Below are 20,100 nucleotides of genomic sequence, written 5' to 3'. Positions count from 1 at the left end.
TCGGTGGCCGAGCCGGTGGGGATCGGCACGCGCATGGCGAAGCCGTCGAGCTTGCCCTTGAGCTCGGGCAGCCCGCCTCACCTGCGTCCCGCATTCTGGACAGAACCGGATGCGGGGCCCGGACTCCGTAGACTGTCAGGGTGATTTCCCGTATTGACATGCGCGGTTCCCTCCCGGAGAACCTGCGCGACGTGCTGCCACGCGCCGAGCTCGACGTCGAGGCCGCCCTGGAGAAGGTGCGGCCCATCTGCGACGACGTGCGCCATCGCGGGGCGGCAGCCGTACGGGAGCTGACCGCCAGGTTCGACGGTGTCGAGATCGCCTCCGCCCGCGTCCCCGCCGACGCGATCCGCCGGGCGCTCGACGAGCTCGACCCCCGGGTCCGGGCCGCGCTGGAGGAGTCGATCAGGCGGGCCAGGCTGGTCCACCGCGACCAGCGCCGCTCCGACACCACCACGCAGGTCGTGCCCGGCGGCACGGTCACCGAGCGCTGGGTGCCGGTCGACCGCGTGGGCCTCTACGTGCCCGGCGGCCGGGCCGTCTACCCCTCCAGCGTGGTCATGAACGTCGTCCCCGCCCAAGAGGCGGGTGTCGCCTCGCTGGCGGTCACCAGCCCCGCCCAGAAGGAGTTCGGCGGGCTGCCCCACCCCACCATCCTGGCCGCGTGCGCGCTGCTCGGCGTCGACGAGGTCTACTCCGTGGGCGGGGCGCAGGCCGTGGCCATGTTCGCCTACGGCACCGAGGAGTGCGCGCCCGCGACCATGGTGACCGGCCCCGGCAACATCTGGGTCGCCGCCGCCAAGCGCCTGCTCAAGGGCCGCATCGGCATCGACTCCGAGGCCGGTCCCACCGAGATCGCCATCCTGGCCGACGAGACCGCCGACCCGGTGCACGTCGCCGCCGACCTGATCAGCCAGGCCGAGCACGACACGATCGCCGCCGCCGTCCTGGTCACCACCAGCCCCGAGCTGGCCGAGGCGGTCGAGAAGGAGCTGCCGGGCCAGGTCTCGGCCACCCGCCACTCCGAGCGCATCACCGAGGCGCTGGGCGGCCGGCAGTCGGGCATCGTGCTGGTCTCCTCGATCGACGACGGCCTCAAGGTCGTCGACGCGTACGCGGCCGAGCACCTGGAGATCCACACCGCCGGCGCGGCCGAGGTCGCGGCCAGGGTGCGCAACGCCGGGGCGATCTTCGTCGGCACCTACGCGCCGGTCTCGCTCGGCGACTACCTCGCCGGGTCCAACCACGTGCTGCCCACGGGTGGCTGCGCCTGCCACTCCAGCGGCCTGTCGGTGCAGTCGTTCCTGCGCGGCATCCACGTCGTCGACTACACCCGCGAGGCGCTGGCCCAGGCGGCGGCCCACGTGTCGGTGCTGGCCGACGCCGAAGACCTGCCGGCGCACGGCGCCGCGATCCGCGCCCGTTTCGACTGGCGAGTCCCCACGGAGTCAGAGTGAATCCCGCCGACGTGACGCTCGACGACCTGCCCATCCGCGACGACCTGAAGGGCCGCTCGCCCTACGGCGCGCCGCAGATCGACGTGCCGGTCCGGCTCAACACCAACGAGAACCCCTATCCGCCCTCGCCCGCGCTGGTCGCCGACCTGGCCGAGGCCGTCGCCGCGAACGCGGGCGAGCTCAACCGCTACCCCGACCGCGACGCCACGCGGCTGCGCGCCGAGCTGGCCGCCTACCTGGGCCACGGGCTGAGCCCCGACCAGGTGTGGGCGGCCAACGGCTCCAACGAGGTGCTCCAGCAGATCCTGCAGGCCTTCGGCGGCCACGGGCGCACCGCGATCGGGTTCGAGCCGTCGTACTCGATGCACCCGATCCTCACCACCGGCACCAGCACCGAGTGGATCGGCGCCCTGCGCGAGGACGACTTCTCGCTCGACCCCGGCAAGGCCGTCGCGGCGATCGAGGAGCACCGGCCCGACATCGTCTTCCTGGCCTCGCCCAACAACCCGACCGGCACCGCGCAGCCGCTGTCGACGATCGAGGCGGTGCTCGCCGCCGCCCCGGGCGTGGTGGTGATCGACGAGGCCTACGCCGAGTTCGCCCGCGAGGGCACCCCGTCGGCGCTGACGCTGCTGCCGCGCCACCCCAGGCTGATCGTCACCCGCACGATGTCCAAGGCGTTCGCCATGGCCGGCACGCGGCTGGGCTACCTGGCCGCGCATCCGGCCGTGGTGCAGGCGCTGCTGCTGGTGCGGCTGCCGTACCACCTGTCCACGCTCACCCAGACGGCCGCGCGCGTCGCCCTGCGCCATCGCGACGAGCTGCTCGGCACGGTCGACGCGCTGCGCGCGGAGCGGGACGCCACGGTCGCGTGGCTGCGCGGCAAGGGGCTGTCGGTGGCCGACTCCGACGCCAACTTCGTGCTGTTCGGGCGGTTCCCTGACCGGCGCGCGGTGTGGGAGGGGCTGCTGGCGCACGGCGTGCTCATCCGCGAGGTGGGCCCGCCAGAATGGCTGCGTGTGTCGATCGGCACCGGCGAGGAGATGGCGGCCTTCCGCGCCGCGATGGAGGAGGTTCTGTGAGTCGCGTAGGGCGCGTGGAGCGGGCAACGAAGGAGACCTCGGTCCTGGTCGAGGTGGGCCTCGACGGCACCGGCCTGGTCGACGTCTCGACCGGGGTGGGCTTCTTCGACCACATGCTGGCCCAGCTCGGCAAGCACGGTCTGTTCGACCTGACCGTCAAGACCGAGGGCGACCTGCACATCGACGCCCACCACACGATCGAGGACACCGCGCTGGCGCTCGGCGCGGCCTTCCGCCAGGCGCTGGGCGACAAGTCCGGCATCCGGCGGTTCGGCAGCGCGTCGTGCCCGCTGGACGAGTCGCTGGCCCAGGTCACGGTCGACCTGTCCGGGCGGCCGTACCTCGTGCACAGCGAGCCCGAGGGCATGGCCCCGATGATCGGCCCCGACTACGACACGACGATGACCCGGCACATCCTGGAGTCGCTGGTGGCCCAGGCGGCCATCTGCCTGCACGTGCACGTGCCGTACGGGCGCAACGCCCATCACATCGTCGAGGCCCAGTTCAAGGCGCTGGCCAGGGCGCTGCGCGAGGCGTCCGAGCTCGACCCGCGCGCCTCGGGCGTGCCGAGCACCAAGGGCGTGCTGTGACCGACAATCTCATCGCCGGCGTGATGGTGTTCCTCGGCCTGTTCCTCGGCGGAGGCGTGTTCTCGCTGGCCAAGCAGGGTCTCAAGGTGGGCGCCGCGGTCTGCGCGGTCGGCGCGGCGATGGCGATCACGGCGGGGGTGTTGTGGTGGTGAGCAAGAACATCGTGGTGCTCGACTACGGCTCGGGCAACCTGCGCTCGGCCGAGCGGGCCCTGGCCAGGGTGGGCGCGGACGTCACCGTGACCGCCGACTTCGACGCGGCGCTCGACGCCGACGGGCTGGTCGTGCCGGGCGTCGGCGCGTTCGCGGCCTGCATGGCCGGGCTCAAGGCCGTCCACGGCGACCGGGTCATCGGCCGCCGCCTGGCCGGCGGGCGTCCGGTGCTGGGCATCTGCGTCGGCATGCAGATCCTGTTCGCCAGGGGCGTCGAGCACGGCGTCGAGACCGAGGGCTGCGGCGAGTGGCCGGGCACGGTCGAGCGGCTGGAGGCGCCCGTGCTGCCGCACATGGGGTGGAACACGGTCAAGGCGCCCGCCGACAGCGTGCTGTTCGCCGGGCTCGACGCCGACACCCGCTTCTACTTCGTGCACTCCTACGGCGTGCGCGAATGGGAGCTCCACCCGGCCGACCAGGGCTTCGCCGCGCCCGTGGTGACCTGGGCCGAGCACGGCGTTCCGTTCGTGGCCGCCGCCGAGAACGGCCCGCTCATGGCCACCCAGTTCCACCCCGAGAAGTCCGGCGACGCCGGAGCCGCCCTGCTGAGGAACTGGCTAGAGACGGTATGAGCAAGGAGCGGGCGCGCCGGCGGGCCGTGCGGGAGGCCGAGCGGGCGCGCGCGATCCGGCTCAACGAGGAGCGGCAGGCGCGCCGGGCCCGGCGCCGCGCCCTGACCGCCCGCCTGATCCCGCGTCCGGTCAGGTTCGCCCGGCAGGGCGGCCTGATCGCCCGCCGTCACCGCGCCCAGAACGTCGCGGTGGCGCTCGGCTTCCTGATCGTGCAGGCGATCGTGTGGCTGGTGTGGGGCTCGCCGGCGCTGAGCCTCGCCGTGTTCGTCTTCTCCCTGCTGCTCGCACCCGTTGTCGTGACCCTCGCTTTCGACCGGAGGACCTGAATGTCGCTCGTATTGCTGCCCGCCGTGGACGTGGCCGATGGCCAGGCCGTACGCCTCGTCCAGGGGGAGGCCGGGACCGAGACCGGCTTCGGCGAGCCGCTCGCCGCGGCGCTGGCCTGGCAGCAGGCGGGCGCCGAGTGGGTCCATCTGGTCGACCTCGACGCCGCCTTCGGCAGGGGCTCCAACAAGGAGCTGATCAGCGAGGTGATCGGCAAGCTCGACGTCAACGTGGAGCTGTCGGGCGGCATCCGCGACGACGAGTCGCTGGCCGCCGCCCTGGCCACCGGCTGCCGCCGGGTCAACATCGGCACCGCCGCGCTAGAGAACCCCGACTGGTGCCGCAAGATCATCGCCGAGCACGGCGACCGGATCGCCGTCGGCCTCGACGTGCGCGGCACCACGCTGGCCGCCCGCGGCTGGACGAAGGAGGGCGGCGACCTGTGGGAGGTGCTCGACCGCCTGGAGGCCGACGGCTGCCCCCGCTACGTCGTCACGGACGTGACCAAGGACGGCATGCTCCAGGGCCCCAACCTCGACCTCTACCGGCGTATCTGCGCACGCACCGACAAGCCCGTGATCGCCAGTGGCGGAGTGTCCAGTCTTGACGACCTGGTGGCACTGGCTTCTCTCGTCCCGGACGGAGTGGAGGGAGCCATCGTGGGCAGGGCCCTGTACGCTCACGCGTTCACTCTGGAGGACGCGCTGGCCGCGGTACGCGTTTAGCTTCGCCGGGAGGGGGCGGAATGAGCGTCAGCATGGAAAGCACCGGTCCGAGGGTGTTTTCGGGCGGCATCTGGGAGGAGAAGTACGGCTACGCCCGCGCCGTGGTCGTGGGAGAGCGGGTGATCGTGTCCGGGTGCACGGCCACGATCGACGGCGAGGTGCGTCACGTCGGCGACGCCTACCGGCAGAGCCTGACCGCCATCGACATCGCGCTCGACGCCGTCGAGGTCGGCGGCCTGACCCGCGAGGACGTCGTCATGGTCCGCTACTACGTGGTGGAGCAGCGCCACTTCGACCTCGTCGGCCGGGCCATCTACGAGGTCTTCGGGCACGTGCGGCCCGCCTGCACAGGAGTGAGGGTCGCCGGGCTGGTCGACCCTCGAATGCTGGTCGAGATCGAAATCGAGGCACTACGAGCATGACCGTAGCGGTAAGAGTGATCCCCTGTCTCGACGTCGACGCCGGACGGGTCGTCAAGGGCGTCAACTTCGAGAACATGCGCGACGCGGGAGATCCGGTCGAACTGGCCAGGCGCTACGACGAGGAGGGCGCCGACGAGCTGACCTTCCTCGACATCACCGCGTCGTCGGGCGAGCGGGAGACCATGCTCGACGTGGTGCGCCGCACCGCCGAGCAGGTGTTCATCCCGCTCACCGTGGGCGGCGGCGTGCGCGCGGTCGACGACGTCAACCGGCTGCTGCGGGCCGGGGCCGACAAGGTGTCCCTGAACACCGCGGCCATCGCCAGGCCCGAGCTGCTGACCGAGGCGTCGCGGCGGTTCGGCGCGCAGTGCGTGGTGCTGTCGGTCGACGCGCGCCGGGCGCCGGGCATGCCCAGCGGGTTCGAGGTGACCACCCACGGCGGCCGGCGCGGCACGGGCATCGACGCCGTGGAGTGGTCGGCGCGCGGCGAGGAGCTGGGCGTGGGCGAGATCCTGCTCAACTCGATGGACGGCGACGGCACCCTCGACGGCTACGACCTGGAGCTGCTGCGCGCGGTGCGCACGGCGGTGCGGGTGCCGGTGATCGCCAGCGGCGGGGCCGGCCGGCTGGAGGACTTCCCGCCGGCGATCGCGGCCGGGGCCGATGCCGTGCTGGCCGCGAGCGTGTTCCACTTCGGCACGCTGAAGATCGGCGACGTCAAGGAGACGCTGCGGATGGCGGGCCACCCGGTCCGCTGAGACCGCCCGCCGGCCTCGCCCGCGCGAGGCCGGCGACCGGTTCAGAACACCCGCATGTGGTGGTAGAGCTCGTAGGAGACGTCCTGGGCGGCGAACGCGGCCGCCTCCGAACGCTTGACCGCCAGGTACGCCTCGCGCCGCAACGGCCCGAGCGCCTCCATGAGCACCTCGTCGGCCTCCAGCGCGTCGAGCGCCTCCTCCAGCGAGCCGGGCAGGCGCTGGTAGCGGCCGGGCAGGGTGTCGGGATCGACGTCCACGGCCTCGCCCGGGTCGAGCTTGCGCCGGATGCCGTCGAGCCCGGCGTGGATGACCGCGCCGAGCGACAGGTACGGGTTGGCCGAGGAGTCCGACGGCTTCAGCTCCAGGTTCGGCTCGCCGCTCTCGCCCAGCGGTGAGCACACGCGCACGGCCGCCTCCCGGTTGTCGGGGCCGTAGACCGCGTACGCGCTGGACCACATGCGGGGCACGAGCCGGCGGAAGCTGTTGACGCTGCCGCAGGTCAGGGCGGTCAGGGCGGGCAGGTGGGCGATCAGGCCGCCGATGAAGCCCGTCCGCACGTCGCCGTCCTCGGCGAACAGGTTCTGGGTGTCGCGCCACAGCGACAGGTGCAGGTGGGCGCCGTTGCCGGCCTGGTCGGCGAGGGGTTTGGGAGCCAGCGAGGCCCACATCGACATGCGCATCGCGACGCCGCGCACGGTCTCGCGGTAGAGCACGTGGTTGTCGGCGGCGCGCAGCGCGGGGGCGTGGCGCACCGACAGCTCCTGCTGACCGGGGCCGAGCTCGGGATGGTAGTGCTCGACGCGCAGGCCCTGGGTCTCCAGGGCGCGGACGAGCTTGATCGCGTAGTCGTGCGCGGTGTCGAAGCCGGTGTTGGCATAGCAGAGAGTGTCGTCGAGCGGCACCAGCCGGTCGGGGCCGCCACCGGGGTCGGGCAGGCGGCGGCCGAGCGTGAACTCGGGCTCGAAGGCCGCCTCGATCCGGTAGCCGTCGGCGGCCAGCTCCGCCACGGCGTCCTTGAGGAACGTGCGGGCGCAGGCTTCCCATGGTGAGCCGTCGGGACGGCGAAGGTCCGACAGCATCGCGGCGGCGCCCGGCGCATGGGGCAACGGGACGAACGTGGCGGGGTCGGGGACAATGCGAACCTCGCCCACCGGACCCAGATGCTCGACCTCCTGGAGCTGGTCGAGCATGTTCATCGCCATCATGGCCACCGTGTGCCCGATGCCCGAGTTGAGCCGTTCGGCCAGCCGGGACCGGGACGCCGCCTTGCCACGGACCACGCCACCGTGGTCGGCGTACAGGAAACGGATCAGCTCGACGCCCTCAAGCTCGGCCCGTTCGAGGACGCGCCGGGCCTGCGGATCGAGCTGATGGATCTTGGTGCCGCTGGGGCGATCTCTCATCCTGCCTGCGTAACACGATCTGTCAGCGCGTGGAAGCACCCAGCGCGGACAGAACGCGAACGTCAGGTCAGAACGTTCGTAAAGAAGACCGCCAATTGGTTGGCTCCTTGGACAATTCCATCAAACACGCCGTTGACCGCGGCCGCCGCCTGGGCCGGCCGGGTGAACAGGTAGAAGACCACGAACGCCACCAGAACGTACGTAGCCACCTTCTTGACCTGCATGGGGGGCCTCCTGCAGTCCATTCCCAGCCGTATATACCCGGATCTGGGCGATCACGGTCATCTTCTGTGAAGATGTCCAAGATCCTAACCGGGGGGCTTCTTTCCTGTGCCATCGTACGTGCTGAAGGTTTAAGACGAAGGGTTTCTGCGCCGAGGGTTTCGGTCAGAATCCGAGCCGGGCTTCGGTTGCCCGGGTCACCGCCGGGTCGTCGCCGGTCAGCTCCACCCTGGCGTGCGCCTGCCGGCCGAAGCAGAACAGCAGGAGCTCCTGGGCCGTGCCGGTGACCTGCACCTTGGCGCCCTCCCGCGCCCCGCCGAGCGCGACCCCGCCGCCGGTGCGGCGCAGCACCAGCCGCACGGGCGAGCGGCGCAGCATGAGCCGGGCGCCCGCCGCCACCCGCTTCCAGATGAGCCGGTCGAGGTCGGCCGGCAGCTCGCGGGGCTCCCATCCGGGCTGGGCGCGGCGCACGTCCTCGTGGTGGACGAAGAACTCCAGCGTGTTGACCGCCGTGTCGAGGAAGGGCAGCAGCCCGTAGACGCCGCCCGGCCGGCGCACGATGCCCACCAGCTCGGGGTAGGGGTGCTTGGCCTTCAGGCCGTTCTGGACCGAGGCGGTGTAGCCCGCCAGCGCGGAGATCCCGATGCCGGCCATGGCGTCCGGCCGGCGCTCGCGCAGCACGAGGTGGGCGGCCAGGTCGTAGGTGTTCCACCCGTCGCACAGGGTGGGCGCGCCGGGACCGAGCCGGTCGAACAGGTCGCAGAGCGCGGCGCGTTCGCCACGAGCGTGAGTCACCCGGCCAAGCCTACCTGTGGGAATAAGGAGCTGATCTGACGTGATAGGGACATAGATAGAAATTTCGACGTTTGAAGGGAAAAATATCGAGTGGCGAGCAAGGTCACCTCGGCCGTCATGCGTCAAGGGCTGCGTGTCCTTGGGGTGGCCATTCGCACGGAGAGAGCCGTGTTCGCGATGGCCGCGCTGGCCAGCGCGGTCTACGGCGGCATGACCGTCGCCTCCGCCTGGGCACTGGGCTGGGCGACGCAGAACGTGGTGCTGCCCGCCTTCGACCGGGGCGAGACCGCCGCCGGCGCCCTGTGGACCGGGGCCGCGCTCATCGTCGGCACCGCGCTGCTGAAGGCGATCGGCGTGGCCGGACGCCGCATCCTGGCCGGCGTCGTGCAGTACCGCATGCAGGCCAGGTCGCGCAGGGACGTGACCAAGCAGTACCTGCGGCTGCCGCTGTCCTGGCACCACCAGCACCCGACCGGGCAACTGCTGTCCAACGCCAGCGCCGACGCCGAGGCCGCCTGGGCGCCGCTCGCGCCGCTGCCGATGGCCGTCGGCGTGCTGGTCATGCTGTTCACCGCGGCCATCGCCATGGTCTTCACCGACCTCGTGCTCGCCCTGGTGGGCTTCCTGATCTTCCCGGCCATCGCCGTGCTGAACCTGATCTACCAGCGCAGGCTCAGCCCCCTGGCCACCCGCGCCCAGCAACTGCGCGCCGAGGTCAGCGAGATCGCCCACGAGAGCTTCGACGGCGCGCTGGTCATCAAGACCCTCGGCCGCGAGGAGCTGGAGACCGACCGCTTCCGCCGCCGCGCCCACGAGCTGCGCGACGCCAACATCGCCGTCGGCCGGGTGCGCGGGCTGTTCGACCCCATGCTGGAGGCGCTGCCCACGATCGGCGTGCTGGCCGTGCTCGCGGTCGGCGCGCTGCGCCTGTCCACGGGCGCGATCGACTCCGGCGACCTGGTGCAGGTCGCCTACCTGTTCACGCTGCTGGCCTTCCCGATCAGGGCGCTGGGCTGGGTGCTGGCCGAGCTGCCGCGCAGCGTCGTCGGCTGGCAGCGGGTGCAGGCCGTGCTCGACGCCGAAGGCTCCATGGACTACGGCGACACGCCGGTGGCCTCGTCCGGGCCCGCCGAGCTCAAGGTCGCCGGCGTGTCCTACGCCTACGGCCAGGCCGAGGTGCTGCACGACGTCACCTTCGACGTGCCGCCCGGCCGTACCGTGGCCCTCGTCGGGCCGACCGGGTCGGGCAAGTCGACGCTGGTGCAGCTTCTCGCCCGGCTCGTCGACCCCGCCTCCGGGCAGGTGCTGCTCGACGGCGTGGACGTGCGCGACCTGCCCTACGGCGCCATCGCCGCCTCCGCCGCGCTGGTGCCCCAGCAGACGTTCCTGTTCGACGACACCGTACGCGGCAACGTCGCGCTCGGCCTGGACACCGGCGACGAAGACGTGTGGGCGGCGCTGCGCCTGGCCCAGGCCGACGGCTTCGTCGGCCGCCTGGGCGACGGCCTGGACACCCGCGTCGGCGAGCGCGGCGCTTCGCTGTCCGGCGGCCAGCGCCAGCGCATCGCCCTGGCCCGCGCGGTCGTCCGCCGCCCGCGCCTGCTCATCCTGGACGACGCCACCTCCAGCGTGGACCCCCAGGTCGAGGCCAGAATCCTGCACGGGCTGCGGGACACCGCGCACGCCTCCACCGTCGTGGTCGTCGCCTACCGCATGGCCACCATCGCCCTGGCCGACGAGGTGGTCTACCTCGACCACGGCCGGGTCGTGGACCGCGGGACCCACGAGGAGCTGCTCGTACGCTGCCTCGGATACCGCAACCTGGTGACCGCCTACGAGCGCGAGGAGGCCGAACGGGCCGCCATCGACCTGGCCCCGGCCCAGGACGCCGAAGAGGAAGAGGAAGAGGTCAGCGCATGAGCGAGGCGCTCCAGGGCAACGTCGAGCGGTCCGCGCTGGCCACCATCTGGCACGGCCTGTCGCTCACCCCCGAGTTCCGCAAGGGGCTGGCCGGCACGCTGGGGCTGGCCGTCGTGGCGACCGTCGGCAAGATCATCGTGCCCATCGCGGTGCAGCAGACGATCGACACCGGCATCAAGTCCGGCACGCCGGACCTGCCGTACATCACCTGGGCCGTCCTGGTGTGCGCCGCGGCGGTGGTGCTGACCGCGCTGGCCGGCTACATCATGAACGTGCGCCTGTACAAGGCCACCGAGTCCTCGCTGGCCAGCCTGCGCGTCCGCGGGTTCCGGCACGTGCACGACCTGTCGGTGCTCACCCAGAACAGCGAGCGGCGCGGCGCGCTGGTCTCGCGGGTCACCAACGACATCGACCAGATCAGCACGTTCATGCAGTGGGGCGGGCTGATGATCATCGTGGCGTTCGGCCAGCTCTTCGTGGCCAGCGTGCTCATGCTGGTCTACTCCTGGCAGCTCACGCTCCTGGTGTGGGCGTGCTTCGTCCCGCTGGTGATCGCGCTGCCGCGCTTCCAGCGGTTGTTGTCGCGGGCGTACACGACCGTGCGCGAGCGCACCGGCGACATGCTCGCCGCGGTCAGCGAGTCCGTCGTCGGCGCCGCCGTCATCAGGGCCTACGCCTCCGAGCGGCGCACCGCCGAACGCATCGACAGGTCCGTGGACGCCAACAGGGCCGCGCAGATCAAGGCCCAGACCATCGTGGGCTTCGTCTTCCCGCTGACCGAGATCGTGGCCGCGCTGGCCATCGCCGGGATCGTGCTGCTCGGGGTCAGTCTCGGGGTGTCCGGCGACATCACCGCGGGCAAGCTGGTGGCCTTCCTCTTCCTGGTCACGCTGTTCGTCTCGCCGCTGCAGACCGCCACCGAGGTGCTGAACGAGGCCCAGAACGCGGTGGCCGGGTACCGCCGCATCCTGGGCGTCCTGGACACCCCGCCGGACGTCGCCGACCCCGGTGAGAAGGGCGTGCTGCTGCCCCGGGGCCCGATCTCGGTGGCCTTCGAGAACGTGCACTTCTCCTACCCGGGCGGGCCGCCCGTGCTGCGCGAGGTCTCGCTGGAGATCCCGCCGCGCTCGCGGATCGCCGTCGTGGGCGAGACCGGGTCGGGCAAGACCACGTTCGCCAAGCTGCTGACCCGGCTCATGGACCCCGTCGGGGGCCGTGTCACCGTGGACGGCCACGACCTGCGCGACGTGCGCTTCTCCTCCCTGCGCGAACGCATCGTCATGGTTCCCCAGGACGGCTTCCTGTTCGACGGCACCCTGGAGGACAACGTCCGGTACGGCAGGCCGCCGGCGACCCGCGAGGAGATCCAGCTCGCGATGACCGAGCTCGGCCTGGCCGACTGGGTCGAGGGCCTGCCCGCGGGCCTGGACACGCCCGTCGGCCAGCGCGGCGAGTCGCTGTCGGCCGGGGAGCGCCAGCTCGTCGCCCTGGCCCGCGCCTACCTCGCCGACCCCGACCTGCTGCTGCTGGACGAGGCCACCTCGGCCGTCGACCCGGCCACCGAGGTGCGCCTGGCCCGCGCGCTGGAGGGCGTCACCAGGGGCCGCACCGCCGTCTCGATCGCCCACCGGCTCTCGACGGCGGAGAACGCCGACGAGGTGCTGGTGTTCGACGCCGGACGCCTGGTGCAGCGCGGCCCGCACGCCGAGCTGGTCACCCGGCCCGGCGTCTACGCCGGTCTGCACGCCTCCTGGGTCTCGGCGGCGCACTCCTAGCCGGGCGCGACGGTTTCCCGGTCGGGTGCGACGGCTTCCCGTCGAGCGCGGCGGCTCCTAGTCGAGGGCGGCGGCGAACGTCACGCTCGTGCCCGCCGGGCCGGACACGATCGTGATGTGGTCGCACAACATCCGGGTCAGCCACAGCCCCCGCCCGCGGAACTCCAGCCCCGCGGGCGGGCGCGCCTCGCCCATCCAGCCGGGCGGCAGCCCCGGGCCCTGGTCGGTGACCTCGCACCACAGCCGGCCCTCGCCCGACCACAACCGCAGCCGCCCCTGGCCGCCGCCGTGCAGGACGGCGTTGGTGGTGACCTCGTTGACCGCCAGCACGAAGTCCTCCAGCCGCCGCCCGCTCAGCCCTTCGTAGGCGGCCTGCTCGGCCACGGCCCTGCGCAGGAACGTGATGCGCCCGCGCGCGAAGGTCGCGCGGAGCACCTGCCTACCCATCGCCCACCCGGCGGACGACGACGTGCGTGTCGGCCCTGACCAGCCGGAGCACCCGGGCCACCCGCTCGGCGCAGACGACCACGGTCGAGCCGTAGGGCCTGGCCGCGGCCGTGACGGTCAGCAGCCGGGCCGAGCCGGCGTCGATGAAGTCGAGGTGGGAGGCGTCGATCACGACCTGCCCCGGCTCCTTCTCCAGCGGCGACAGCACCGAGCCGAACGCCGGCCTGTTGGTGAGGTCGACGTCGCCCCACACCCGCAGCCCCGGCGGGGAGGAGGTGTTGGCGAAGCGCAGCAGGGCCTGCTCGGGGGCGATGGGGTGGACCGCGGTGGCCCGTTCGATGGCGTCGAGGGGGAACAGCTCGCGGTCGTACTGGCACACCGCGGCCAGCCAGCGCTCGCCGAACAGCTCGTTGGCCGCGGCCTCGAAGGCGGCCTGGGCCTGCGCGTCGCGCGCTCCCCAGGAGGCGTCGATCAGGGCGTAGACGCCGTGCTGGCCGTGCCTGCGCGCCCGGTGGTGGGCGTCGGCCAGGCCGTGCAGCAGGCGGTCGGGGTCGAGGCGGCCGTCGGTGAAGTGCGTCTCGGCGCAGGAGAGGATCTCCACCTGCCCGGCGGCCTCGGCGTCGTCGAACCCGGGGATGAGCGGCGCCAGCCAGCCCCGGGTCTGCTCCGGGGTCTCCGCATGGGTGATGATCATCACCTTGGTCCGGCGGCGCAGCCCGTTGAGTGTGAACTGCCTGGTCGTCGTCATGCGCTGCCGGTCGCCCTCGAACGGCAGGCAGACGTGGTCCCCCAGATCCGGGTCGAGGACCGAGCCCGCGACGTGCACCACGATGTGTCCTCCCTAGCACGCGTCGCCTAGAAATTACCGTGATGCCCGCGATCACGTAGCGCGTTCTCGGCAAAACACACCGTTACCCGATGCGGGCCGGTGTACGTTTTCGGCGGGGCCGCCCAGGAAGGGTCGTGAAAGGCATGGGCGTGGACGTTCTGGAGACGACGCACAGCAGGCATGGGGAGATCGTGGTGGTCGGCCTCACGGGCGAGGTCGACGTCGACAACGTCGACCGGGTCAGGAGGTGCCTCGACGAGGCGGTGGAGGCGTACGGCCCGCGGCTGGTGGTCGACCTGACCGGGTTGACCTTCATCGACACCACGGGGCTCGGGGTGCTGGTACGCCAGCTCGCCGCGTTGCGCGACAGGAACGGCACGATGGCGCTGGTGGCCTCCGACGGCCAGGTGCTGCGACGGCTGCGCAGGACGAACCTGGCGGCCCTGTTCCCGATCCACGGCACCTTGTCCGAGGCGCTGGCCCAGCCGGAGGCGGGAGCACGAGGGCGGGCTGGTTGAATGGCAACATGTCCCTCGACCCCGAGATCGCCGCACGGCTGAAGCGCAACGCGGACGGCCTCGTGCCCGCCGTCGCCCAGCAGCACGACACCGGCGAAGTGCTCATGATGGCCTGGATGAACGACGAGGCGCTGCACCTCACGCTCACCACCGGCCGGGCCACCTACTGGTCGCGCAGCCGCGACGAGCTGTGGGTCAAGGGCGACACCTCCGGGAACGTCCAGCACGTCAAGAGCGTGGCCCTCGACTGCGACGGCGACACGATCCTGGTCAAGGTCGACCAGGTCGGCGCCGCGTGCCACACCGGCGACCACACCTGCTTCGACGCCGGCCTGATCGGTTAGGGCCGCGAGATGGCCTCCGACAACGGGCGGCGCGAGCTGTGGGCGTGGCTGGGGCTCACCGTCCTGGGCAGCTGCCTGGTGCTGCTGGCGGCCGGCCGGGGCTGGGTGCGGGTGCTCGGCGGGCAGGCCGCCGACGCGGTGGCGCCCACCGGCGGCGACCTGAGCCCCGTGCTCACGCCGCTGGGGCTGGCGGGGCTCGCGGGCGTGGTGGCCGTGCTGGCCACCAAGGGCGCCGGGCGCAGGGTCGTCGGCGCGCTGGTCGCGCTCTGCGGCGCGGGCGCGGCGGCGGGCACGTGGTCGGCGCTGGCCTCGGCCACCGTCACCGGCTGGCTGCGCGAGCACAACGCGATGCGCGCGATGGCCGGCCTGCCCTGGGAGCCGGTGCCGGCCTGGCCGGTCGTGGCCGGGCTCGGCGCGTTCCTGCTGCTGGCCGGCGGCGTGCTGGCCGTGGTGCGCGGCGGCAGGTGGACGGGCATGTCGGGCCGCTACGAGAGGGCCGCCGCCACAAGCGGAGACGGAACCGGCGACCGGGCTGACGACCGGGCTGACGACCGGGCTGACGACCGGGGCGGCGCGGTCGCGGCCTCCGCCCGCAGGGCCCATGACGACCGCGAGCTGTGGGACGCGCTCGACCGCGGCGACGACCCGACAGAGTCCCCGGATCGCCGTTGAGGTCGGTAGTCACGAAATCTCCACGGTTCTGAACCTGTGTCTGCTTGGCAAACCTTTTCTCAATAAGCTGCCGTTGCAACTCGCCGAGAACACAAGAGGAGCCAGGCTCATGAGCTACGGGGACCAGGGCGGCAGCGGGGGCTACGGCGCGCAGCCACCCGGCGGAGGCTACGGCCAGCAGCCGCCCACCGGAGGCTACGGTCAGCAGCCTCCGAGTGGTGGCGGTTACGGTCAGCAGCCCCCCAGTGGCGGCGGCTATGGCCAGCAGCCCCAGAGCGGCGGCTACAACCAGCAGCCGCCCGGCGGTTACGGCTACAACCAGCAGCCGCCGAGCTACCCCCAGGAGCCCCTCGGCTACGGGCAGCAGCCGCAGCCCCCGAGCGGCGGCTACGCCCAGCCCGGCTACGGCCAGCAGGGTTACGGCCAGCCCGGCTACGGCCAGTACGGCGCCCCCCAGCAGCCCCGCTCCACCAACGGCATGGCGGTGGCCTCGCTCATCCTCGGCATCGTCGGCCTGGTCACCTGCGGCGCGACCAGCATCGTCGGCGTCATCCTCGGTCACATCGCGCTCAACCGCATCAAGCGCACGGGGGAGGAGGGCCAGGGCATGGCGATGGGCGGTTTGGTGACCTCGTACATCATGGTCGTGCTCTTCGTGCTGCTCTTCCTGCTGTGGGGCGGGGCCCTGCTGACCCTGATCGGCCTCGGCTCGGCGGCCTCCGTCAGCGACTACTCGTGAACGGACGGGGCGCAGCGTGACGCCCCGCTTGCGGTGTGATTACGAATTGTCCGCAACGTGGGCGTTAGTCCACGTAGGGGATGCTTTCTCGCTAGGCTGCCGCGCGCAACTCGCTTCACGATGACGACATGAGGAGTCATGAGCATGAGTTACGGAAACCAGGGCGACGGTGGTTACGGCGCCCAGCCGCCCGGCGGCGGTTACGGCCAGCAGCCGCCGAGCGGTGGTGGCGGTTACGGCCAGCAGCCGCCCAGCGGTGGTGGCGGCTACGGCCAGCAGCCCCCCAGCGGTGGCGGTTACGGCGGCGGCTACGGCCAGCAGCCCCCGAGTGGCGGCGGCTACGGTGAGCAGCCCCCCGGTGGTTACGGTCAGCAGCCCCCGAGCGGTGGCGGCTACGGCCAGCCCCCCGGTGGCGGTTACGGGCAGCCGCCCGGTGGTTACCCCGGTGGCGGCTACGGCCCCGGTGGCGGCGGCACCCCGCCGGACAACCAGCTGGTCCCGGCGATCCTCACCACCCTGTTCTGCTGCCTGCCCCTCGGCATCGTGGCGATCGTGAAGTCGTCGCAGGTCAACTCCAAGTGGCAGGTCGGCGACTACCAGGGCGCCATGCAGGCCGCCGAGGAGGCCAAGACCTGGTGGAAGCGCAGCCTGATCTTCGGCATCATCGCCATCGTGCTGCTCATCATCTTCTACGTGGTGGTGTTCGTCCTGCTCGCCGCCTCCACGAGCAGCTACGGCTCTTACTGACGGACGGGGACACCGAGAGCATGAACATCGCAACAACCGGGCGGCGGGGGACGAGACGGCTGAAGGGCCTGCTCGCGCCGCTCGGTGTTGCGGCCGCGGCGGGGGCCGTGTTCGGCGTGGTCGGCGTGGTCGACCCCAACCAGCCCGGCCACTACCCGACCTGCCCGTTCCTGTGGGTCACCGGCCTCTACTGCCCGGGCTGCGGCACGCTGCGCACCGTCCACGCGCTGGCCCACCTCGACCCGGTGGCCGCCCTCGGGCTCAACCCGCTGGCCGTGGCCATGATCCCGTTCCTGCTGTTCTGGTGGGGGCGGTGGGTCGTACGGGCCTGGCAGGGCAGGCCGCGGCGAACCACTCTGGCGCATCCGGCGTGGCTGTGGGCCTTCATCGGGGTCGTGATGGTCTACTGGGTCGTCCGAAACCTTCCCTTCGGGGCGTTCCTCGCGCCCTAGTACGGGCCCTGTGGCGAGGTGACCCCGGTGGGGCCGATACCATCGCAGGACAAGGCCGAGAGCGGACGCGAGGCGAACTCTCTGCCACCCCCACTGTCAACCGGAGGGACCCCAAGCGCGTGAGTGAGCGGACGGAAGGACCGAGTGTCCTCGACGACATCCTCGAAGGGGTGCGCGCCGATCTCGCCGCACGTCAGCAGGCCGTGTCGATCGACGAGCTCAAGCGGCGAGCCGAGCGGGCCCAGGGGCCCCGAGACGCGATGGCCGCACTCGGGGGTGACAGGATCTCGGTGATCGCCGAGGTCAAGCGGTCGAGCCCGTCCAAGGGCGCGCTCGCCGCCATCGCCGACCCCGCCGCGCTGGCGGCCGACTACGAGGCCGGCGGGGCCCACGTGATCAGCGTGCTGACCGAGCGGCGCAAGTTCGGGGGCAGCCTGGAGGATCTGGCGGCCGTCCGCGCCCGCGTCGACATCCCCATCCTGCGTAAAGATTTCATCCTCACCTCCTACCAGCTCTGGGAGGCCCGGGCCCACGGTGCCGACCTGGCGCTGCTGATGGTCGTCTGCCTGGAGCAGGAGGCGCTGGTGTCGCTGATCGAGCGGGCCGAGTCCATCGGGCTCACCCCGCTGGTCGAGGTGCACACCGAGGAGGAGCTGGAGCGGGCGGTCGCCGCCGGGGCGCGGGTCATCGGGGTCAATGCGCGTAATTTGAAGACTCTTGAGGTCGACCGTGACGTCTTCGCCAAGCTGGCGCCGAAGATCCCGGATAATGTGATCAAGATCGCCGAGTCGGGCGTGCGCGGCCCGCACGACCTGCTCGCCTACGCCAGGGGTGGCGCCGACGCCGTCCTGGTGGGGGAGAGCCTGGTCACCGGCAAGGATCCGCGCAAGGCGGTGGAGGCGCTGGTGACCGCCGGCGCTCACCCGTCGACGCGCCCCGACCACTCAGCAGAGGGATAGCAGTGGCTAACGAAGGCTCCATCCTCAGCGCCGCCGACCTCGATGGCGGCGCCGCGTACGGCAACGACCCCGACCTGCACGGCAAGTTCGGCATCTTCGGCGGCCGCTACGTGCCCGAGGCGCTCATCCCGGCGCTCGACGAGGTGGCCGCCGTCTATGAGAAGGCCAAGACCGACGCGCAGTTCCTGCGCGAGTTCGACCACCTGCTGCGCACCTACGCGGGCCGGCCGACCACGCTGACCGACGTGGCTCGCTTCAGCGAGGAGGCCGGCGGCGCGCGCGTCGTGCTCAAGCGGGAGGACCTGACCCACACGGGCGCCCACAAGATCAACAACGTGCTCGGCCAGGCGCTGCTGACCAAGCGCCTGGGCAAGAAGCGGGTGATCGCCGAGACCGGCGCCGGCCAGCACGGCGTGGCCACCGCCACCGCGGCCGCCCTGCTCGGCCTGGAGTGCGTCATCTACATGGGCGCCGTCGACTGCGAGCGCCAGGCGCTCAACGTGGCGCGGATGAAGCTGCTCGGCGCCACCGTGGTGCCGGTCCACAACGGTTCCAAGACGCTGAAGGACGCCATCAACGAGGCGTTCCGCGACTGGGTGACCAACGTCGACACCACCCACTACCTGTTCGGCACCGTCGCCGGCCCCCACCCGTTCCCCGAGATCGTGCGCGACTTCGCGCGCATCATCGGCGTCGAGGCCCGCCGCCAGATGCTGGAGCTGACCGGCAAGCTGCCCGACGCGGTGTGCGCGGCGGTCGGCGGCGGCAGCAACGCCATCGGCATCTTCCACGCCTTCATCGGCGACGAGGGCGTGGCCCTGCACGGCTACGAGGCCGCCGGTCACGGCCTGGAGAGCGGCGAGCACGCGCTCACCCTCACCGCCGGTTCGGTGGGCGTGCTGCACGGCTCGCGCACGTACGTGCTGCAGGACGACGAGGGCCAGACGATCGAGTCCCACTCGATCTCGGCCGGGCTCGACTACCCGGGCGTCGGCCCCGAGCACGCCTGGCTGAAGGACTCCGGCCGCGCCACCTACCACGGCGTCACCGACGACGAGGCCATGGCGGCGTTCGCGCTGCTGGCCAGGACCGAGGGCATCATCCCGGCCATCGAGTCCTCCCACGCGCTGGCGGGCGCGCTGAAGCTGGGCCGCGAGCTCGGTCCCGAGTCGACGATCCTGGTCAACCTGTCCGGGCGCGGCGACAAGGACATGGGCACCGCGATGAAGTACTTCAACCTCTGACGCCCTCGCCCGCGCGGCGCGGAACACCCTGAGACGGCCTGCGGCAGGGCATCATGGGTGGGACTCGACCTTCGAAACGGACAGACATGACGACTCTTCAGACGGTTTTCGCCAAGGCGAAGGCGGACAACCGGGCCGCGCTCGTCGGCTACCTGCCTGCCGGCTTCCCGTCCAAGGACGGTGCGATCGCCGCCGCCGCGGCCCTGGTCGAGGCGGGCTGCGACGTCATCGAGATCGGCCTGCCCTACTCCGACCCGCTGATGGACGGCCCGACGATCCAGGACGCGGTGCACCGCTCGCTGGTCAACGGCACCCGCATCGCCGACGTGATGCGCACGGTCGAAGGGGTCGCCGCCACCGGGGCCGCCACGCTCGTCATGACGTACTGGAACCCGATCGACCGCTACGGCGCCGACCGGTTCGCCCGCGACCTGGCCAACGCGGGCGGCGTGGGCACGATCACGCCCGACCTGACGCCGGAGGAGTCCGAGCCGTGGCGGCGGGCCTCGGCCGAGGCGGGCATCGACACGGTCTTCCTGGTGGCGCCCAGCTCCACCGAGGAGCGCATCAAGGCCGTGGTCGACTGCTGCACCGGCTTCGTCTACGCCGCCTCGCTGATGGGCGTCACGGGCGCCAGGGAGAGCGTCAACTCCGCGGCCGAGGGCCTGGTCAAGCGCACCCGCGAGCACACCGACCTGCCCGTGTGCGTGGGCCTGGGCGTCGGCACGGGCGCGCAGGCGGCCGAGGTGGCCCGCTACGCCGACGGCGTGATCGTGGGGTCGGCGTTCATCCGCCGCATCCTCGACGCGCCCGACGAGGCCGCGGGCCGTGAGTCGATCATGGCGCTGGCCGGCGACATGGCGCGCGGCGTGCGCCGCTGACCCTCATCGTG

The 20,100-nt window shown here is 72.0% G+C and carries 25 protein-coding genes and 1 pseudogene; 20 read left to right on the top strand and 6 right to left on the bottom strand.

Features of this window, described 5'->3' with window-relative positions; translation table 11 throughout:
• A pseudogene (locus tag AB0J97_RS26170) lies at positions 1-71 on the bottom strand (hypothetical protein); the annotation flags it as partial.
• A 69-nt stretch (positions 72-140) separates the two neighbouring features.
• Between AB0J97_RS26170 and hisD the strand changes: the two are divergent.
• The 9 genes from hisD to hisF are packed head-to-tail and all read left to right on the top strand — an operon-like array spanning position 141 to position 6,142.
• A complete protein-coding gene (gene hisD / locus AB0J97_RS26165; protein ID WP_357704337.1) occupies positions 141-1,457 on the top strand; it encodes a histidinol dehydrogenase in 1,317 nt (438 codons plus the stop codon).
• Positions 1,454-2,539 (top strand): histidinol-phosphate transaminase, encoded by a 1,086-nt coding sequence (locus AB0J97_RS26160; protein ID WP_357704339.1) that lies wholly within the window; start codon positions 1,454-1,456, stop codon positions 2,537-2,539. Before hisD ends, AB0J97_RS26160 begins: the two co-directional genes overlap by 4 nt.
• The gene (gene hisB, locus AB0J97_RS26155) at positions 2,536-3,129 is read left to right on the top strand and encodes an imidazoleglycerol-phosphate dehydratase HisB (RefSeq protein ID WP_357704341.1); all 594 of its coding nucleotides are present in this window, start codon (positions 2,536-2,538) and stop codon (positions 3,127-3,129) included. The genes AB0J97_RS26160 and hisB overlap by 4 nt, the downstream gene beginning before the upstream one ends.
• On the top strand, positions 3,126-3,281 hold the full coding sequence (locus AB0J97_RS26150) for a hypothetical protein (protein WP_357704343.1): 156 nt from the start codon (positions 3,126-3,128) through the stop codon (positions 3,279-3,281). The genes hisB and AB0J97_RS26150 overlap by 4 nt, the downstream gene beginning before the upstream one ends.
• Positions 3,278-3,913 (top strand): imidazole glycerol phosphate synthase subunit HisH, encoded by a 636-nt coding sequence (gene hisH / locus AB0J97_RS26145; protein WP_357704345.1) that lies wholly within the window; start codon positions 3,278-3,280, stop codon positions 3,911-3,913. Before AB0J97_RS26150 ends, hisH begins: the two co-directional genes overlap by 4 nt.
• Positions 3,910-4,239, top strand: a complete 330-nt coding sequence (locus AB0J97_RS26140) for a hypothetical protein (protein ID WP_357704347.1) — start codon at positions 3,910-3,912, stop codon at positions 4,237-4,239. Before hisH ends, AB0J97_RS26140 begins: the two co-directional genes overlap by 4 nt.
• On the top strand, positions 4,240-4,962 hold the full coding sequence (gene priA / locus AB0J97_RS26135) for a bifunctional 1-(5-phosphoribosyl)-5-((5-phosphoribosylamino)methylideneamino)imidazole-4-carboxamide isomerase/phosphoribosylanthranilate isomerase PriA (protein WP_364092746.1): 723 nt from the start codon (positions 4,240-4,242) through the stop codon (positions 4,960-4,962).
• Between the two features lie 32 nt (positions 4,963-4,994).
• A complete protein-coding gene (locus AB0J97_RS26130) occupies positions 4,995-5,384 on the top strand; it encodes a Rid family hydrolase (protein ID WP_352326354.1) in 390 nt (129 codons plus the stop codon).
• Positions 5,381-6,142, top strand: a complete 762-nt coding sequence (hisF, locus tag AB0J97_RS26125) for an imidazole glycerol phosphate synthase subunit HisF (RefSeq protein WP_357704351.1) — start codon at positions 5,381-5,383, stop codon at positions 6,140-6,142. Before AB0J97_RS26130 ends, hisF begins: the two co-directional genes overlap by 4 nt.
• Positions 6,143-6,183: 41 nt before the next feature.
• Here hisF and AB0J97_RS26120 read toward each other — a convergent pair whose 3' ends face one another.
• The 3 genes from AB0J97_RS26120 to AB0J97_RS26110 all read right to left on the bottom strand — a co-directional run bounded on the left by AB0J97_RS26120 (position 6,184) and on the right by AB0J97_RS26110 (position 8,562).
• Positions 6,184-7,545 (bottom strand): glutamine synthetase family protein, encoded by a 1,362-nt coding sequence (locus AB0J97_RS26120; RefSeq protein WP_364092743.1) that lies wholly within the window; start codon positions 7,543-7,545, stop codon positions 6,184-6,186.
• Between the two features lie 62 nt (positions 7,546-7,607).
• The gene (locus tag AB0J97_RS26115) at positions 7,608-7,769 is read right to left on the bottom strand and encodes a hypothetical protein (RefSeq protein ID WP_185844438.1); all 162 of its coding nucleotides are present in this window, start codon (positions 7,767-7,769) and stop codon (positions 7,608-7,610) included.
• Between the two features lie 163 nt (positions 7,770-7,932).
• Positions 7,933-8,562, bottom strand: a complete 630-nt coding sequence (locus AB0J97_RS26110; protein ID WP_364092741.1) for a TIGR03085 family metal-binding protein — start codon at positions 8,560-8,562, stop codon at positions 7,933-7,935.
• 117 nt (positions 8,563-8,679) lie between these two features.
• Here AB0J97_RS26110 and AB0J97_RS26105 point away from each other — a divergent pair, with 117 nt between their 5' ends.
• Complete coding sequence (locus AB0J97_RS26105) at positions 8,680-10,482, top strand: ABC transporter ATP-binding protein (RefSeq protein WP_364092763.1); 1,803 nt, start codon at positions 8,680-8,682, stop codon at positions 10,480-10,482.
• A complete protein-coding gene (locus AB0J97_RS26100) occupies positions 10,479-12,257 on the top strand; it encodes an ABC transporter ATP-binding protein (RefSeq protein WP_364092740.1) in 1,779 nt (592 codons plus the stop codon). Before AB0J97_RS26105 ends, AB0J97_RS26100 begins: the two co-directional genes overlap by 4 nt.
• A 57-nt stretch (positions 12,258-12,314) precedes the next feature.
• Here AB0J97_RS26100 and AB0J97_RS26095 read toward each other — a convergent pair whose 3' ends face one another.
• Both AB0J97_RS26095 and AB0J97_RS26090 read right to left on the bottom strand, forming a co-directional pair.
• Positions 12,315-12,704, bottom strand: a complete 390-nt coding sequence (locus AB0J97_RS26095) for an ATP-binding protein (RefSeq protein ID WP_352326361.1) — start codon at positions 12,702-12,704, stop codon at positions 12,315-12,317.
• The gene (locus AB0J97_RS26090) at positions 12,697-13,533 is read right to left on the bottom strand and encodes an MEDS domain-containing protein (protein WP_364092738.1); all 837 of its coding nucleotides are present in this window, start codon (positions 13,531-13,533) and stop codon (positions 12,697-12,699) included. The genes AB0J97_RS26095 and AB0J97_RS26090 overlap by 8 nt, the downstream gene beginning before the upstream one ends.
• A 143-nt stretch (positions 13,534-13,676) precedes the next feature.
• Between AB0J97_RS26090 and AB0J97_RS26085 the strand changes: the two genes are divergently transcribed.
• From AB0J97_RS26085 to trpA, 9 genes are all read left to right on the top strand, one after another.
• Complete coding sequence (locus AB0J97_RS26085; RefSeq protein ID WP_364092761.1) at positions 13,677-14,051, top strand: STAS domain-containing protein; 375 nt, start codon at positions 13,677-13,679, stop codon at positions 14,049-14,051.
• A gap of 8 nt (positions 14,052-14,059) precedes the next feature.
• Positions 14,060-14,395: a phosphoribosyl-AMP cyclohydrolase gene (hisI, locus tag AB0J97_RS26080; RefSeq protein WP_364092736.1), complete on the top strand. Its 336-nt coding sequence runs from the start codon at positions 14,060-14,062 to the stop codon at positions 14,393-14,395.
• Positions 14,396-14,404: 9 nt separating this feature from the next.
• Positions 14,405-15,067: a TIGR02234 family membrane protein gene (locus AB0J97_RS26075; RefSeq protein ID WP_364092734.1), complete on the top strand. Its 663-nt coding sequence runs from the start codon at positions 14,405-14,407 to the stop codon at positions 15,065-15,067.
• Between the two features lie 109 nt (positions 15,068-15,176).
• Positions 15,177-15,806 carry a DUF4190 domain-containing protein gene (locus AB0J97_RS26070; protein WP_364092732.1) on the top strand — a complete coding sequence of 210 codons (630 nt, stop codon included), beginning with the start codon at positions 15,177-15,179 and terminating at the stop codon, positions 15,804-15,806.
• A 144-nt stretch (positions 15,807-15,950) separates the two neighbouring features.
• Complete coding sequence (locus tag AB0J97_RS26065) at positions 15,951-16,553, top strand: CD225/dispanin family protein (RefSeq protein WP_364092730.1); 603 nt, start codon at positions 15,951-15,953, stop codon at positions 16,551-16,553.
• A gap of 20 nt (positions 16,554-16,573) precedes the next feature.
• Positions 16,574-17,005 (top strand): DUF2752 domain-containing protein, encoded by a 432-nt coding sequence (locus AB0J97_RS26060; RefSeq protein WP_364092728.1) that lies wholly within the window; start codon positions 16,574-16,576, stop codon positions 17,003-17,005.
• Positions 17,006-17,124: 119 nt separating this feature from the next.
• Positions 17,125-17,964: an indole-3-glycerol phosphate synthase TrpC gene (gene trpC / locus AB0J97_RS26055; RefSeq protein WP_125630391.1), complete on the top strand. Its 840-nt coding sequence runs from the start codon at positions 17,125-17,127 to the stop codon at positions 17,962-17,964.
• A gap of 20 nt (positions 17,965-17,984) precedes the next feature.
• Entirely contained in the window at positions 17,985-19,208 is a 1,224-nt protein-coding gene (trpB, locus tag AB0J97_RS26050; RefSeq protein ID WP_357704625.1) for a tryptophan synthase subunit beta, read from the top strand.
• Between the two features lie 86 nt (positions 19,209-19,294).
• A complete protein-coding gene (gene trpA, locus AB0J97_RS26045) occupies positions 19,295-20,089 on the top strand; it encodes a tryptophan synthase subunit alpha (RefSeq protein WP_357704371.1) in 795 nt (264 codons plus the stop codon).
• Positions 20,090-20,100: the final 11 nt, after the last annotated feature.

It is taken from the genome of Nonomuraea sp. NPDC049607 (genome assembly GCF_040675375.1).
GTDB lineage: Bacteria > Actinomycetota > Actinomycetes > Streptosporangiales > Streptosporangiaceae > Nonomuraea.
Note: the sequence above shows the minus strand (reverse complement) of the source record. Positions and strands in the feature narration are given on the sequence as shown.